The organism is Serpentinimonas maccroryi, from assembly GCF_000828915.1.
Classification (GTDB): domain Bacteria; phylum Pseudomonadota; class Gammaproteobacteria; order Burkholderiales; family Burkholderiaceae_C; genus Serpentinimonas; species Serpentinimonas maccroryi.
Map to the genome: position 1 here is coordinate 1,366,696 of NZ_AP014569.1, position 14,522 is coordinate 1,381,217.

Below are 14,522 nucleotides of genomic sequence, written 5' to 3' on the forward strand. Positions count from 1 at the left end.
GTCTTAGGCTGGCGGTAGGCCAAAGAGGCGGCGCAGTGCGGCGTCATCTAGGTGCGCGGCCGCCGCTTGGGCCATTTGGGCTGCACCAGCTGGAGCCAAGCGCGGCAGCACGCCCAAGCACGGGCTCTTGTGGCGGCGGGCAAACTCGTGCCGCAGCGTGGCGATGTTCTCGGTCAAAAAAGGCATGTCGGGGTCGAGCGTGTTGGCCACCCAGCCGCCTAGGCGCAGGCCGCGCGCACGGATGGCTTCGGCGGTGAGCAGCGCGTGGTTGATGCAGCCCAAGCGCAGCCCCACCACCAGCACCAGCGGCAGGCCGAGGGCGCGCATCAGGTCGGAGCTGTCCCAGTCCGGGCCCAGCGGCACGCACAGGCCGCCGGCGCCTTCGGCCACCACACAGTCCACCTGCTGCGCCAGCGCGTGGGCGCCGTCGCGCAAGGCGGCGAAGTCGATCTGCCGGCCCTCGAGCGCGGCCGCAATGTGCGGTGCACAAGCGGTGCGCAGCTGCAGCGGCCCCACCTGCTCGGGGCGCACCCCGGGCCAGCCTGCGGCCCACAGGGTTTGCACGTCTTCGTTGAGCCAGCGGCCGTCCACCTGCTCCATGCCCGAGGCCACCGCTTTGTAGCCGGCCGCGCGCAGGCCTTGCGCACCCAGCCAATGCAGCAAGCCGGCGCTGACGCGGGTTTTGCCGACTTCGGTGTCGGTGCCGGTGACGAAGCAGCCTTTCAGGAGCTGGCGGGGCGGCTGACCGGGGGTGTGACCGGCAGAGGGTGGAAGGGTCATGAAGGCAGTTCCTGCAAAGACGCGGCCAGCGCCGCCAACAAACGGTCCAGTTCGGCCTGGGTGTGGCTGGCGCTGAAGGTCAGCCGCAGGCGCGCGCTGCCCTCGGGCACCGAGGGCGGGCGAATGGCCGGCACGCGCAGGCCACGCGCCTGCAAGGCGGCGTCTAGGCTCAGCGCACGAGCATTATCGCCGACGATCAGCGGCTGGATCGGGGTGCGCGACTCGAGCAGGTGCAGCCGCGTCGGCGCCCCGCCCTGCCCGCGCTCCATAGGCTCCAGCAGGGCTTGCACGCCAGCGCGCCAGCGCCCGATCAGGGCCTCGAGGTGTGCGCGGCGCACGGCGCCATCGGAGCCCTCGATCAAATCCAGGCTGCTCTGCAGGGCGTGCGCCAGCGCAGGCGGCAGCGCCGTGGTGTAGATGTAGGTGCGGCCGCGCTGCAGCAGCCACTCGACGATGCTGGGGTGCGCGGCCACGAACGCCCCGTAGGCGCCCGCCGCCTTGCCCAGCGTGCCCATATAGATCAGGCGCTCGCTGCGCAGTCCAAAGTGCTCTAGGCTGCCGTGTCCGCGCGCGCCCAGCACGCCAAAGCCGTGCGCGTCATCGACGATCAGCCAGGCATCGTGCTGCTCGGCCAGTTGCAGCAGTGCCGGCAGGTCGGCCAAGTCGCCGTCCATGCTGAACACGGCGTCGGTGACGATGAGTTTGAGCGGCGTGCTGCAGCTTTGCAACTGCTGCGCCAGCGCGGCGAGATCGGCATGGGGATAGCGCTGCACCGCGGCTTTGGACAGGCGCGCGCCGTCAATCAGCGAGGCGTGGTTGAGCTGGTCGCAAAACAGCGTGCTCGAGGCGTCGCCCAGGGCCGTGAGCAGCGCGAGGTTGGCCGCATAACCGCTGCCAAAGAGCAGCGCGCGCGCGCCCGGTATGTGCGCCGCCTGCCAAGCCGCCAGCCGCTCTTCGAGCGCCGCATGGGCTTGGGTGTGGCCGCTCACCAGATGCGAAGCGCCGCTGCCCACACCCCAGCGCCGGGCGCCGTCGGCCAGCGCTTGCGCCAGCGCCGGATGGTTGGCCAACCCAAGGTAGTCGTTGCTGCAAAAGGCCAGCAGCGGGGCCGCGCTACCTTGCAACTGCAGCTGCGGCTGGCACGGTGTGGTTTGGATGCGCAAGCGCCGCCGCAGCGCCGCGGCGTCGAGCTCAAGCAACTGACGGTTCAGGTGTGCGATCAGCATCGGGGGGCAGTGTGGCGCCGAGGCCAGCAGCCAGCGCGGGGTTCAGGGTCTCGTTCAGGGTATCGATCAGGCGTGCGCCCAGCCAGCGCGCCAGTGCTTCATCGAGCACGTAGGGCGGCATCAAGTAGACGGTGCGCCCGATCGGGCGCAGCAGCAACTCGTGCTGGCGCCCGACCAGGTGCAGGCGCTCGGCAAAGCGCACCGGCGCGTGTTCGGCGCGCACATCGAAAGCCCAGATCATGCCGCAGCGGCGCAGATGCTCGAGGCGCGGGTCGTGCGCCAGGGTGCTCAGCGCCGCATCGAGCACCGCCGCCACGCGCGCGTTGTCGCCCAGCACATCGCGCTGCTCAAAGCGATCGAGCACCGCCAGCGCGGCGCGGCAGGCCAGCGCGTTGCCGCTGTAGGAGTGCGAGTGCAGGAAGCCGCGTGCCACCTCGTCGCTCAAAAAGGCGCGGTAGATGGCGTCGCGGCACAATACCACCGACAGTGGCAGGAAGCCGCCGGTGATGCCCTTCGAGAGGCACAGCAGATCGGGCCAGATACCGGCTTGCTCGCAGGCAAAAAAGCTGCCGGTGCGGCCAAAGCCGACGGCGATTTCGTCGGCGATCAGATGCACCTGGTAGCGCTCGCACAGCGCGCGCGCACGGCGCAGGTAGTGCGGGTGGTGCATGGCCATGCCGGCCGCGCCCTGCACCAGCGGCTCCACGATCAGCGCCGCGATGTGGGCGTGGCGCTGCGCCAGCAGGGCTTCGAGCGCGGCCGCGGCGCGCTCGGCCACGGCGGCGGCGTCTGCACCCGGCAAGGCCAAGCGCGCATCGGGCGAGGGCACGAGGTGCGCGCCGCCATAGAGCAGCGGCGCGTAGGCGTGGCGAAACACCGGCACGTCGGTCACGGCCAGCGCGCCCAAGGTCTCGCCGTGGTAGCCGCCTTGCAGGCAGACGAATTCGCGCTTGTCCGGCTGGCCGCGGTTGCTCCAGTGGTGCATGCTCATCTTGAGCGCGATTTCCACCGCCGAAGCGCCGTCGCTGGCAAAGAACAGGTGCCCGAGCTCGCCGCCGGTGCGTGCGCTCAGGCGCTCGGCCAGCTCCACCGCCGGCGCGTGGGTGCAGCCGGCCAGCATCACGTGCGGCATCTGGTCGAGCTGGGCCTTGATGGCGGCGCCGATGCCGGGGTCGGCGTGGCCAAACAGGTTCACCCACCAGCTGCTGCTGGTGTCGAAGTAGCGCCGGCCCTCGTGGTCGTGCAGCCAGGGGCCGCTGGCGCGCGCCACGGCCAGCGGCGGCACGGCGGCGGCGCGCTGCATCTGGGTGCAGGGGTGCCAGACGCTGGCCAGACTGCGCTGCTGCCAGCTGGCGTTGGGCGAGTCGGCCGCAGGCTCCAAGGTGCGCGCAGCAGCACCATCGGCTCCGGCATCGCAGGGGGTTTGCATCAAGATGAATCGCTAGTTGCTGGTGTGCCGGATGATAACGCTGCGCAACCGCAACCCCTCAGCCCAGCAAATCGCGGATCTGCTGCAGCACCGCCGGGTCGTCCATGGTGCTCAGGTCGCCGGGGTCGCGGCCCTCGCACACCGCCTGCATGGCGCGGCGCAGCAGCTTGCCCGAGCGCGTCTTGGGCAGCGTGCCCACAAAACAAACCCGCGCCGGGCGCGCCACGGCCCCCAGCTGCGCATCCACGATCTGCATGAGGGCTTGCTCTTGCTCCCGTGCCTGCTCGGCCGAAGCCGCCAGCGCCGGGTTTTTGAGCACGGCAAAAGCCATCGCCACCTGGCCCTTGAGCGCGTCAGCGCGGCCCACCACCGCCACCTCGGCCACGTTGGGGTGGCTGGCGATGGCCTCCTCGATCTCGCGCGTGCCCAGCCGGTGGCCGGCGACGTTGATCACGTCGTCGGTGCGGCCTAGGATGAAGGTGTAGCCCTCGGCGTCGCGCAGGCCCCAATCGAAGGTGTTGTAGAGGCTGCGGCCCTGGATGCTGGACCAGTAAGTTTTGAGGTAGCGCTCGTCGTCGCCCCAAACGGTTTGCAGGCAGCCCGGCGGCAGCGGCCCGGCGATGGCCAGCACGCCCTTGTGGTTGGGCTCGGTGATGTCGGCCCCGGTGAGCTCGTCGATCAGGCGCACGTCAAAGCCATAGACAGCGCGCCCCGGTGAGCCGATCTTGCCCACCGCCGTGGGTTCGACGCCGCTGCACAGCGCCAGAATCGGCCAACCGGTCTCGGTCTGCCAGTAGTTGTCGATGATCGGTTTGTTGATGGCGGCGCCGATCCAGCTGGCGGTGGGTTCGTCCAGCGGCTCGCCGGCCAAAAACAGGGCCTTGAGGCTGGAGAGGTCGTAGCGGCTCAGGTAGGCGGGATCTTGCTTTTTGAGCACGCGCGCCGCCGTGGGGGCCGAGAACATCACGCTCACGCGGTACTTTTCCACCAACTGCCACCAGATGCCGGCGTCGGGGCGGATCGGCAGCCCCTCGTACATCAGCGTCGCCATGCCGTAGAGCAGCGGGCCGTAAATGATGTAGCTGTGCCCCACCACCCAGCCGATGTCCGAGGTGGCAAAGAAGGTTTGGCCCGGCTCGCCGAGGTAGATGTGGCGCATCGAGGCCGCCAGCGCCACCGCGTAGCCGCCGGTGTCGCGCTGCACGCCTTTGGGCTTGCCGGTGGTGCCGCTGGTGTAGAGGATGTAGCTCGGCTCGCTGCTCTCGAGCCACTCGCACGGCACTTGGGCGTGCAAACAGCGCTCGCGCGCGGCGGCGTAATCCACATCGCGCCCCGGCACCGGGTGCAGCTCGGCCAGGCCGCGGTTGACCATCAGCACCTGCTTGGGCGGGTGCTGGCTCAGGCGCAGCGCTTCGTCGAGCAAGGGCTGGTAGGGCAGCACCTTGCCGGCGCGCATGCCGGCGTCGGCCGTGACGATCAGGGCCGGGCGCGCGTCGTCGATGCGGCTGGCCAGCGCGTGGCTGGCAAAACCGCCAAAAACCACCGAATGGATGACCCCGATGCGCACGCAAGCCAGCATGGCAAAGGCGGCCTCGGCGATCATGGGCATGTAGATCAGCACCCGGTCGCCCTTGCGCACGCCCAAATCGAGCAAGATGGCGGCCATGCGCTGCACCTCGGCGTGCAGCTCGCGGTAGCTGTACACCCGCTCGGCCCCGGTTTCCGACGACACGCAGATGAGCGCGTTTTGCTCGGCGCGCTCGGCCAAGTGCCGATCGACCGCGTTGTGGCACAGGTTGGTGCGTCCGCCCACGAACCAGCGCGCAAAAGCCGGGTTGCGGGCGTCGCAGACTTGCTCGAAGGGCTGCTGCCAGTCGATCAGTTGCGCCTGCTCGGCCCAAAAGGCCTCGCGCTCGTCGATCGAGCGGCGGTAAAAATCGGCGTATGGCGTGCTGGGGGAAGTGGGGTCGGTGGCGTGGCTGGCGGGCATGGGGTCTCCTGAGGCGGTCAACGCGGCGGCTGCTTTGAGCGGCTGGGCACGAAAAACTTCACAATTTTGACCGCATGGCTTGCGTGTGCCTGACGCCCAGCTCAAAAATAGCGCCGCACATCAAGCAGCCAAGGCGCCAGAGCCAAAGCGCTGGCGCGGCCACGGCCTCAGGGTGCTACAAGCACAAACTGGAACTGCCCCGGGGCCTGAATCGGATCGACATCGACGCCGATCGTGCTCTTGGGGGCAAAGCGCCCCTCGAGTATCTGGCGCGACAGCGGGTTTTCGATCCGTTGCTGGATCGCGCGCTTGAGCGGACGCGCCCCAAACACCGGGTCGAAGCCCACCTTGGCCAGCTCGGCCAGCGCGGCCTCGCTCACTTGCAAACCCAGTTCGAGCCGCGCCAAGCGCTCGGTGAGCACCTGCAGCTGGATGCGGGCGATGCGCACGATGTGCCCGGCGTCGAGGCCGTGGAACAGCACGGTTTCGTCGATGCGGTTGAGGAACTCGGGGCGGAAGTGGTTTTTCAGTTCGCCCCACACCGCCTCTTTGATGTCGTCGGGGTCTTGCCCGACCATGGCTTGGATGAGGGGCGAGCCGATGTTGCTAGTCATGACGATGACGGCATTTTTGAAGTCCACCGTGCGCCCTTGGCCGTCGGTCAGGCGGCCGTCGTCGAGCACTTGCAGCAGCACGTTGAACACATCTGGGTGTGCTTTTTCTACCTCGTCGAGCAAGATCACGCTGTAGGGCTTGCGCCGCACCGCTTCGGTCAGATATCCGCCCTCTTCGTAACCGACGTAGCCCGGCGGGGCCCCGATCAGGCGCGCCACCGAGTGCTTTTCCATGAACTCGCTCATGTCGATGCGGATCAGGTGCTCCTCGGTGTCGAACAAAAACGCCGCCAGCGCCTTGCACAGCTCGGTCTTGCCCACGCCGGTGGGGCCCAGAAACAGAAAACTGCCCAGCGGCCGGTTCGGGTCGGACAGGCCCGCGCGGCTGCGCCGGATGGCGTTGGCCACGGCCACGATGGCCTCGTCTTGCCCGACCACGCGCTGGTGCAGCTTGTCTTCCATTTGCAGCAGCTTGTCGCGCTCGCCCTGCATCAGCTTGGCCACCGGGATGCCGGTGGCGCGCGCCACCACTTCGGCGATCTCTTCGGCCCCCACTTGGGTGCGCAGCAGCCGTGGCCCGCTGGCGCTGCCGTCGCCGGCGGCCTCCTTGGCTTGGGCCTCGCGCAGGCGTTTTTCAAGCTCGGGCAGGCGCCCGTACTGCAGCTCGGCGACCTTGTTGAAGTCGCCCTTGCGCGTCCAGTCCTCGATCTGGATTTTGATCTGCTCGATGTCTTTGCGCACTTGGTCGGAGCCTTGGGCGCTGGCTTTTTCGCTTTTCCAGAGTTCCTCGAGGTCGGCGGCTTCGCGCTCGAGCTTGGCGATTTCTTCTTCGATCAAGGTCATGCGCTTCTGGCTGGCTTCGTCTTTTTCTTTGCGCACCGCCTCGCGCTCGATTTTGAGCTGGATGATGCGCCGATCGAGTTTGTCCATGACCTCGGGCTTGGAGTCGATCTCGATCTTGATCTTGGCCGCGGCTTCGTCGATCAGGTCGATGGCCTTGTCGGGCAAGAAGCGGTCGGTGATGTAGCGCTGGCTCAGTTCGGCAGCAGCAACGATGGCCGGATCCGTGATCTCGACGCCGTGGTGCACCTCGTACTTTTCTTGCAGGCCGCGCAGAATGGCGATGGTGGCCTCGACCGTGGGCTCATCGACCAGCACGCGCTGGAAGCGGCGCTCGAGCGCGGCGTCTTTTTCGATGTATTTGCGGTATTCGTCGAGCGTGGTGGCGCCGATGCAGTGCAGCTCGCCGCGTGCCAGCGCCGGCTTGAGCATGTTGCCGGCGTCGATCGCGCCCTCGGCCTTGCCCGCGCCCACCATGGTGTGCAGCTCGTCGATGAACAGGATGATGCGGCCTTCGTCGGCGGCCACTTCTTTGAGCACCGACTTCAGGCGCTCCTCGAACTCGCCCCGGTATTTGGCCCCGGCCAACAGACCGGCCATGTCGAGCACCAGCACGCGCTTGTCTTTGAGGCTTTCGGGCACCTCGCCGGCCACGATGCGCTGCGCCAGCCCCTCGACGATGGCGGTCTTGCCCACACCGGGCTCACCGATGAGCACCGGGTTGTTTTTGGTGCGCCGCTGCAGCACCTGAATGGCGCGGCGGATTTCGTCGTCGCGGCCGATCACCGGGTCGAGCTTGCCGGCGCGGGCGCGCTCGGTGAGGTCGAGGGTGTATTTTTTCAGCGCCTCGCGCTGGCCTTCGGCTTCGGGGTTGTCCACGCTCTGGCCGCCGCGCACGGCGTCGATGGCGGCCTGCAAGGCGTTGCGGTTCAGGCCGGCCTTGCGCGCAGCCTCGGCCAAGGCGATTTTGCTGTCGGCCAGGGCCAGCAAAAAGAGCTCGCTGGCCACGTATTGGTCGCCGCGCTTGATGGCCTCTTTTTCGGCCGCCTGCAGCAGGCTGACGGTGTCGCGCCCCACCTGCACCTGCTCTTGCCCCTGCACCGTGGGCAGCTTGGATAGCGCCTCGTCGGCGGCTTGGGCGAGCGCCACCACGTTGACGCCGGCGCGCTGCAGCAGCGCCTTGGGGCCGTCGGGCTGACGCAACAGGGCCGCCAGCAGGTGCGCCGGTTCGATGTAGGCGTGGTCTTGCCCAAGGGCCAGCGTTTGCGCTTCGCTCAGGGCCTGCTGGAATTTGGTGGTCAGTTTGTCGAGTCGCATGGGGTGCTTCCTCAAAAAGGTGATGCCACTCTAGCTGGGGGCTGGGCGGGGGATTTCAACCAAGCTTAAGCCGCGTTATCCGCCTCGATGCCCCACTTGGCCAGCGCCGCGTCGTCGCTGGCGCGCGCATCGACCCAGCGCGCACCGGCGGCGCTGTGCTCTTTTTTCCAGAACGGCGCCTGGGTCTTGAGGTAGTCCATCAAAAACTCGCAGGCGGCAAAGGCCTGGCCGCGGTGCGCCGCCGTCACCGCCACCAGCACGATTTGCTCGCCCAGCCCCAGCCGCCCCACGCGGTGCAGCACGCGCGCGCCATAAATCTCAAAGCGCCGCTGCGCCTGCTCGATCATCGCCTCGATGGCGCGCTCGGTCATGCCGGGATAGTGCTCGAGCTCCATGAACGCCGGCGCATCAGCGACTGGCGTGGGGGTCCGTCCCTCGCCAGCGCCGGGCCGCCCCAAGCTGGCGAGCGCCCCCTCGGGGGGCAGCGCAGCGCCGCTAGGCGCAAGCGTGGGGGTCCGTCCCTCGCCAGCGCCGGGCCGCCCCAAGCTGGCGAGCGCCCCCTCGGGGGGCAGCGCCGGCGCGCCAGCGCCAAGCGTGGGGGCCCATTCCCTCACTAGGCCCACGAAGGCGCAGACGGCGCCCACCCGCGTGTCGGCGGCGTGCAAGGCGGCCACTTCGGTGCTCAGGTCGAAATCCTCGGTCTGGATGCGCACCCGGGGCTGTGCGGTGGTGGGCTGCGGCTCCACCCTCAGCCCCCCGTCACAGGTGGGAAAAAAGCCACTTCGTCGCCGTCTTTGAGCGCGGCCGATTCCGGCACCATCGCCTGGTTGAGCGCCGCGCGCACCGCGCGCCCGCGCGCCAGCGCCTCGGCGTGGGCACCACCGCGCGCGATCAGCTCGTCGCGCAAATCAGCCACCGTGGCCGCGGCGGTGCACAACGGCAGCTCTGTGGTGCCCAGCGCTTCGCGCAGGGCGGCAAAAAACCGGATCTGGATGGTGTGCATGGTTGGTTTGGGCGCGCCCACTGCGCCGGGCAAAGCGGCGATCGAACCATTGTAGCGGTGCAGTTTGCGCGCCAGTCAGGCTCGCAAGGCCATGCGCCGCAACAGCCTAGCAGCAGGAGCGCTTCAAATTTGCGCCGCGAAAAAACTGAACTACACTGGAGCCGTGAGCCTCACCGACGCCGATCTCCACCTGCTGCGCACCCTGCTGCAAACGCAGCGCTTGGCCGCGCTGGCCACCTTGCACCGGGGCGAGCCCGCGGTGTCGATGGTGCCCGTTGCGCTGCTGCCCGAGTGCGGCAGCGCGGTGCTGCACGTAAGCCGGCTGGCCACCCACACCAAAGACATGCTCGAGCAACCCGCCGTGGCGCTGCTGTTCGTGGCCGATGCAACTCTGCCAAGCGGCGGCGAAACGCCGGACGCCCACAACCCACTGGCCCGGCCGCGCCTGAGCCTCAAGGGCCGCGCCCTGCCCTGCCCGCCCGATGCGCCGCGCTACGCCGCCGCCCGCGCCGCCTACCTCGAGCGGCTGCCCGAGGCGCGCGAGCTGTTCGAGTTTCCAGACTTTGCACTGTTTTTAATCGAGCCGGTGTCGGCGCGCTTTGTGGCTGGCTTTGGCCGCGCCCACTCGCTCACCGTCGAACGTTGGCGCGCCGCGCTGGCGGGATAGCGCCCCGCTGATCAAAACAAAGCTCAGCCCAGCAAGCGCTGGCGCGCCACCGCATACTCGCGCTTGAGCTGCGCCACCCGCTCGGCCGCAGGCAGCACGCGGTCGATCGCGCCAATGCCTTGGCCGCAGCCCCAGATGTCTTTCCATGCCTTGGCGGCGGCACCGCCGAAGTTCATCGCGCTCGGGTCGCTCTCGGGCAGGTGCTCCGGGTCGAGCCCCGCGACCACGATCGAGGCCTTGAGGTAGTTGCCGTGCACGCCGGTGAACAGGTTGCTGTAAACGATGTCGTCCGAGTTGCTGTCAACCACGCACTGCTTGTATTCGGCGCTGGCGCGCGCTTCGTCGGTGGCGATAAAGGCCGAGCCGATGTAGGCAAAATCGGCCCCCATGGCTTGCGCCGCCAGCACCGCGCTGCCGCTGGCGATGGAGCCCGAGAGCGCCAGCGGGCCGTCGAACCACTGGCGGATTTCTTGCACCAGCGCAAACGGGCTTTTCACGCCCGCGTGCCCACCCGCCCCAGCGGCCACCGCCACCAGCCCGTCGGCACCCTTTTCGATCGCCTTGTGCGCAAAAGCGTTGTTGATGATGTCGTGCAGCACCACCCCGCCCCAGCTGTGTACGGCTTGGTTCACGTCGACGCGCGCGCCGAGGCTGGTGATGACGATCGGCACTCGGTACTTGGCGCACAGCGCCAGATCGGCCTCGAGCCGGTCGTTGCTCTTGTGCACGATCTGGTTGATGGCAAAGGGGGCCGCCGGTTGCTCGGGGTGCGCGCGGTCGTGCGCCGCCAGCGCCTCGGTGATTTCGGCCAGCCATTCGTCGAGCTGCGAGGCCGGGCGCGCGTTGAGCGCCGGCATGGAGCCGACGATGCCGGCGCAGCACTGCGCGATCACCAGCTTGGGGTTGCTGATGATGAACAGCGGCGCACCGATGACCGGGAACGGCACACGCTGCAAGGCACCCGGCAACGGTGATCGGGGCGTGGGGGCGGGATGGGAAGCGGGAATGGACATGGGATGAGGCTCGTCAATCGTATCTGGTCGGTCGTCAATCAAAACGCGTCGGGGCTGATCTCGGTCACGGCGGCGTGGCCGGCGACGATGCTGTCGCGCTGGCTGCCGGCGCGGCTGAGCAGGTGGTCGGCGTAAAAGCGCGCGGTCAGGATCTTGGTGCGCATGAACTCGGCCTCGCGCCCCGCAGCCAGCTCGCGCTCGGCCACCAGCAGCGCACGCGCCAGCTGCCAGCCGGCCACCAGGTTGCCGCCCAGCAGCAGATAGGGCACGCTGCCGGCAAAAACCGCATTCGGGTTGGCCTTGGCGTGTTCGAGCACAAAGGCCACCGCGTCTAGAAACGCCAGCCGCGCCGCTTGCAGCTGCTCTCGCAGCGCCAGCGCGTGGGCGCTGCCGCTGGCTTGCAGCTCGGCCTCGGTGGCCTCGATCTGCGCCGCCACGGCGCGCGCCGTGCGGCCGCCATCGCGCAGCGTCTTGCGGCCCACGAAGTCGTTGGCTTGGATCGCCGTCGTGCCCTCGTAGATGGTGAGGATGCGCGCGTCGCGGTAGTACTGGGCAGCGCCGGTTTCTTCGACGAAACCCATGCCGCCGTGCACCTGCACGCCCAGCGAGGCCACTTCGATGCTCATCTCGGTGCTGTAGCCCTTGACCAGCGGCACCAAAAACTCATAAAAGCTCGCGTTCTGCGCGCGCGCAGCGTCATCGGGGTGGTGGTGCGCGCCGTCGTAGGCAGCCGCGGCCACGCTGGCCATGGCGCGGCAGCCCTCGGTGTAGGCGCGCATGGTGAGCAGCATGCGCTTCACATCGGGGTGCACGATGATGGGCGCGGCTTGGGCCGAACTGCCATCCACCGGGCGGCTTTGCAGGCGCTCGCGCGCAAACGCCACCGCCTTTTGGTAAGCGCGTTCGGCCACCGCAATGCCTTGCAGCCCCACGGCAAAACGGGCCGCGTTCATCATGATGAACATGTACTCGAGCCCGCGGTTGGCCTGGCCCACCAAGTAGCCCTCGGCGCCGCCGTGGTCGCCAAATTGCAGCACCGCCGTCGGGCTGGCCTTGATGCCCAGCTTGTGTTCGATGCTGACGCAGCGCACGTCATTGCGCGCCCCGGGCTGGCCCTCGGCGTCGAGCACAAATTTGGGCACGATGAACAGGCTGATGCCCTTGACGCCCTCGGGCGCGCCGGGGATGCGCGCCAGCACCAGGTGCACGATGTTGGGCGTGTAGTCGTGCTCGCCGTAGGTGATAAAAATCTTGGTGCCAAAGACCTTGTAGCTGCCATCGGCCTGCGGCTCGGCGCGGCTGCGCACCAGCGCCAAGTCCGAACCCGCCTGCGGCTCGGTCAGGCACATGGTGCCGGTCCATTCGCCGGCAATCATGGGCGGCAAAAAAAGCTGCTTTTGCTCCTCGGTGCCTGCCGTCAGCAGGGCCTCGATGGCGCCGTCGGTGAGCAGCGGGCACAGGGCAAAGCTCAGGTTGGCGGAATTGAACATCTCCACACACGCCGCCCCAATGCTTTTGGGCAAGCCCTGGCCGCCAAACTGCACCGGGTGCTGCAAACCCTGCCAGCCACCCTCGGCAAACTGATGAAAGGCCTGCTTGAAGCCCGGCGTGGTGCTGACCTTGCCATCGTGGTACGACGACGGGTACTTGTCGCCCTCCCAGTTCAGGGGCGCGATCACCTCTTGGTTCAGGCGCGCGCATTCTTCCAGCACCGCCTGCGCCGTCTCCAGCCCAGCGTCTTCAAAACCGGGCAGGCGCGCCACCTGCTCGAGCCCGGCGAGGTGCTGCAGATTGAACATCAGGTCTTTGACGGGGGCCACATAGCTCATTTTTTAGTCTCCGTTGAACGAGGATTGCGCGCCGTTGGCGCCGCGTTGAAGGCAGATGCAAAAAAGGCATCGAAACCGATGCCCTTGGGTGTGGGCGCTTACAGCGCCTTGACCAGCTCCGGCAGCGCCTGGAACAAATCGGCCTCGAGCGCGTAGTCGGCCACGGCAAAGATCGGGGCTTCCGGGTCTTTGTTGATGGCCACGATCACCTTCGAGTCTTTCATGCCCGCCAAATGCTGGATCGCGCCCGAAATGCCGACCGCGATGTAGAGCTGCGGCGCCACGATCTTGCCCGTTTGACCGACCTGCAAATCGTTGGGCGCGTAACCGGCATCGACGGCGGCGCGGCTGGCGCCGATGGCGGCGCCGAGCTTGTCGGCCAGCGGCGTGAGCAGGGCATTGAACTGCTCGGCGCTGCCCAGCGCCCGGCCACCGCTGACGATCACCTTGGCCGCCGACAGTTCGGGGCGGTCGTTTTGCGCCAGTTCGCTGCCCACAAAGGCGCTCAACCCGCTGTCGGCCACGGCCGCCACCGCCTCGATCGCGGCGCTGCCACCGGTGGCGGGGGCGGCGTCAAAGCCGGTGCCGCGCACCGTGAGCACTTTCACGGCGTCGGTGCTTTGCACCGTGGCCACGGCGTTGCCGGCGTAGATCGGGCGCTCGAAGGTGTCGGGGGCCAGCACCTTGGTGATTTCGCTCACCTGCGCCACATCGAGCAAAGCGGCCACGCGCGGGGCCACGTTTTTGCCGCTGGCTGTGGCGGCAAACACGATGTGGCTGTAGCCAGCGGCCAGCGCCAGCACTTGGGCCGCCACATTTTCGGCCAAGCCGTGCGCCAGCGCAGGGCCGTCGGCGTGCAGCACCTTGGCCACACCGGCAATCTGGGCGGCCGCTTGGGCGGCGGCGGCGGCGTGGTGGCCGGCGACCAATACGTGTACTTCGGGGCAGCAGGCGGCAGCGGCGCTGACGGCGTTGCGCGTGGCGCCCTTGAGCGTGGCGTGGTCGTGTTCGGCAATGACGAGTGCGGTCATGGGGTCGGTCTCCTGTTTAGATCACTTTGGCTTCGTTGCGCAGCTTGTCCACCAATTCGGCCACACTGCCGACCTTGATGCCGGCCTTGCGCGCCGCCGGCTCGGCCACCTTCAGGGTTTTGAGGCGCGGCGCGGTATCGACACCCAGATCGGCCGGCGACAGGGTTTCGAGCGGCTTTTTCTTGGCCTTCATGATGTTGGGCAGCGTCACGTAGCGCGGCTCGTTCAGGCGCAGATCGGTGCTCACCAGCGCCGGCAGGCTCAGGCTCAGGGTCTCGAGCCCGCCATCGACCTCGCGCGTCACGCGCGCCCGGCCATCCACCACTTCAAGCTTGGAGGCAAAAGTGGCTTGGGGCAACTTGGCCAGCGCCGCCAGCATCTGGCCGGTCTGGTTGGCGTCGTCGTCGATCGCCTGCTTGCCCAAGATCACCAAGCCCGGCTGCTCGCGTGCCACCAACGCCGCCAGCAGCTTGGCCACCGCCAGCGGTTGCAGCTCGTCATCGGTCTGCACCAAAATGGCCCGATCGGCCCCGATCGCCATGGCTGTGCGCAGCGTTTCGGTGCACTGCGCCACACCGCAGGAAACCGCCACCACCTCGGTGGCCACGCCTTTTTCTTTCAGGCGCACCGCTTCCTCGATGGCGATCTCATCGAAAGGGTTCATGCTCATCTTGACGTTGGCGATATCGACGCCGCTGCCGTCGGCCTTGACGCGCACCTTGACGTTGTAGTCCACCACGCGCTTGACCGGGACCAGAATTTTCATGCCTTGCTCCTGTGTGA

The 14,522-nt window shown here is 68.0% G+C and carries 12 protein-coding genes; 1 reads left to right on the forward strand and 11 read right to left on the reverse strand.

The window, feature by feature from the left end:
* Positions 1 to 3: 3 nt before the first annotated feature.
* From bioD to moaD, 7 genes are all read right to left on the reverse strand, one after another.
* Entirely contained in the window at positions 4 to 780 is a 777-nt protein-coding gene (gene bioD, locus SMCB_RS06310) for a dethiobiotin synthase (protein ID WP_045535806.1), read from the reverse strand.
* On the reverse strand, positions 777 to 2,006 hold the full coding sequence (gene bioF / locus SMCB_RS06315; protein WP_045535807.1) for an 8-amino-7-oxononanoate synthase: 1,230 nt from the start codon (positions 2,004 to 2,006) through the stop codon (positions 777 to 779). The genes bioD and bioF overlap by 4 nt, the downstream gene beginning before the upstream one ends.
* Positions 1,972 to 3,438, reverse strand: a complete 1,467-nt coding sequence (bioA, locus tag SMCB_RS06320; RefSeq protein ID WP_476748583.1) for an adenosylmethionine--8-amino-7-oxononanoate transaminase — start codon at positions 3,436 to 3,438, stop codon at positions 1,972 to 1,974. The genes bioF and bioA overlap by 35 nt, the downstream gene beginning before the upstream one ends.
* 55 nt (positions 3,439 to 3,493) lie before the next feature.
* The gene (locus SMCB_RS06325) at positions 3,494 to 5,425 is read right to left on the reverse strand and encodes a propionate--CoA ligase (protein ID WP_045535808.1); all 1,932 of its coding nucleotides are present in this window, start codon (positions 5,423 to 5,425) and stop codon (positions 3,494 to 3,496) included.
* 167 nt (positions 5,426 to 5,592) lie between these two features.
* Complete coding sequence (gene clpB, locus SMCB_RS06330; RefSeq protein ID WP_045535809.1) at positions 5,593 to 8,196, reverse strand: ATP-dependent chaperone ClpB; 2,604 nt, start codon at positions 8,194 to 8,196, stop codon at positions 5,593 to 5,595.
* 65 nt (positions 8,197 to 8,261) lie between these two features.
* Complete coding sequence (locus SMCB_RS13250; protein ID WP_045535810.1) at positions 8,262 to 8,942, reverse strand: molybdenum cofactor biosynthesis protein MoaE; 681 nt, start codon at positions 8,940 to 8,942, stop codon at positions 8,262 to 8,264.
* A gap of 2 nt (positions 8,943 to 8,944) precedes the next feature.
* Positions 8,945 to 9,199 carry a molybdopterin converting factor subunit 1 gene (gene moaD / locus SMCB_RS06340; protein WP_045535811.1) on the reverse strand — a complete coding sequence of 85 codons (255 nt, stop codon included), beginning with the start codon at positions 9,197 to 9,199 and terminating at the stop codon, positions 8,945 to 8,947.
* Between the two features lie 163 nt (positions 9,200 to 9,362).
* Between moaD and SMCB_RS06345 the strand changes: the two genes are divergently transcribed.
* Positions 9,363 to 9,866 carry a pyridoxamine 5'-phosphate oxidase family protein gene (locus SMCB_RS06345; RefSeq protein WP_197539290.1) on the forward strand — a complete coding sequence of 168 codons (504 nt, stop codon included), beginning with the start codon at positions 9,363 to 9,365 and terminating at the stop codon, positions 9,864 to 9,866.
* Between the two features lie 23 nt (positions 9,867 to 9,889).
* On the opposite strand, the gene SMCB_RS06350 is transcribed toward SMCB_RS06345, so the two are convergent.
* From SMCB_RS06350 to SMCB_RS06365, 4 genes are all read right to left on the reverse strand, one after another.
* Positions 9,890 to 10,879, reverse strand: coding sequence for an NAD(P)H-dependent flavin oxidoreductase (locus SMCB_RS06350; protein ID WP_045535812.1), 990 nt, complete (start codon positions 10,877 to 10,879; stop codon positions 9,890 to 9,892).
* Positions 10,880 to 10,917: 38 nt separating this feature from the next.
* Positions 10,918 to 12,708: an acyl-CoA dehydrogenase gene (locus SMCB_RS06355; protein WP_045535813.1), complete on the reverse strand. Its 1,791-nt coding sequence runs from the start codon at positions 12,706 to 12,708 to the stop codon at positions 10,918 to 10,920.
* 98 nt (positions 12,709 to 12,806) lie between these two features.
* Positions 12,807 to 13,739: an electron transfer flavoprotein subunit alpha/FixB family protein gene (locus SMCB_RS06360; RefSeq protein WP_045535814.1), complete on the reverse strand. Its 933-nt coding sequence runs from the start codon at positions 13,737 to 13,739 to the stop codon at positions 12,807 to 12,809.
* Between the two features lie 16 nt (positions 13,740 to 13,755).
* Positions 13,756 to 14,505, reverse strand: coding sequence for an electron transfer flavoprotein subunit beta/FixA family protein (locus SMCB_RS06365; protein WP_045535815.1), 750 nt, complete (start codon positions 14,503 to 14,505; stop codon positions 13,756 to 13,758).
* Positions 14,506 to 14,522: the final 17 nt, after the last annotated feature.

Coding starts and splice junctions, on each gene's coding strand:
- bioD (WP_045535806.1), bottom strand. CDS start 780: ATGACCCTTCCACCCTCTGCCGGTCACACCCCCGGTCAGCCGCCCCGC.
- bioF (WP_045535807.1), bottom strand. CDS start 2,006: ATGCTGATCGCACACCTGAACCGTCAGTTGCTTGAGCTCGACGCCGCG.
- SMCB_RS06325 (WP_045535808.1), bottom strand. CDS start 5,425: ATGCCCGCCAGCCACGCCACCGACCCCACTTCCCCCAGCACGCCATAC.
- clpB (WP_045535809.1), bottom strand. CDS start 8,196: ATGCGACTCGACAAACTGACCACCAAATTCCAGCAGGCCCTGAGCGAA.
- moaD (WP_045535811.1), bottom strand. CDS start 9,199: ATGCACACCATCCAGATCCGGTTTTTTGCCGCCCTGCGCGAAGCGCTG.
- SMCB_RS06350 (WP_045535812.1), bottom strand. CDS start 10,879: ATGTCCATTCCCGCTTCCCATCCCGCCCCCACGCCCCGATCACCGTTG.
- SMCB_RS06355 (WP_045535813.1), bottom strand. CDS start 12,708: ATGAGCTATGTGGCCCCCGTCAAAGACCTGATGTTCAATCTGCAGCAC.
- SMCB_RS06360 (WP_045535814.1), bottom strand. CDS start 13,739: ATGACCGCACTCGTCATTGCCGAACACGACCACGCCACGCTCAAGGGC.
- SMCB_RS06365 (WP_045535815.1), bottom strand. CDS start 14,505: ATGAAAATTCTGGTCCCGGTCAAGCGCGTGGTGGACTACAACGTCAAG.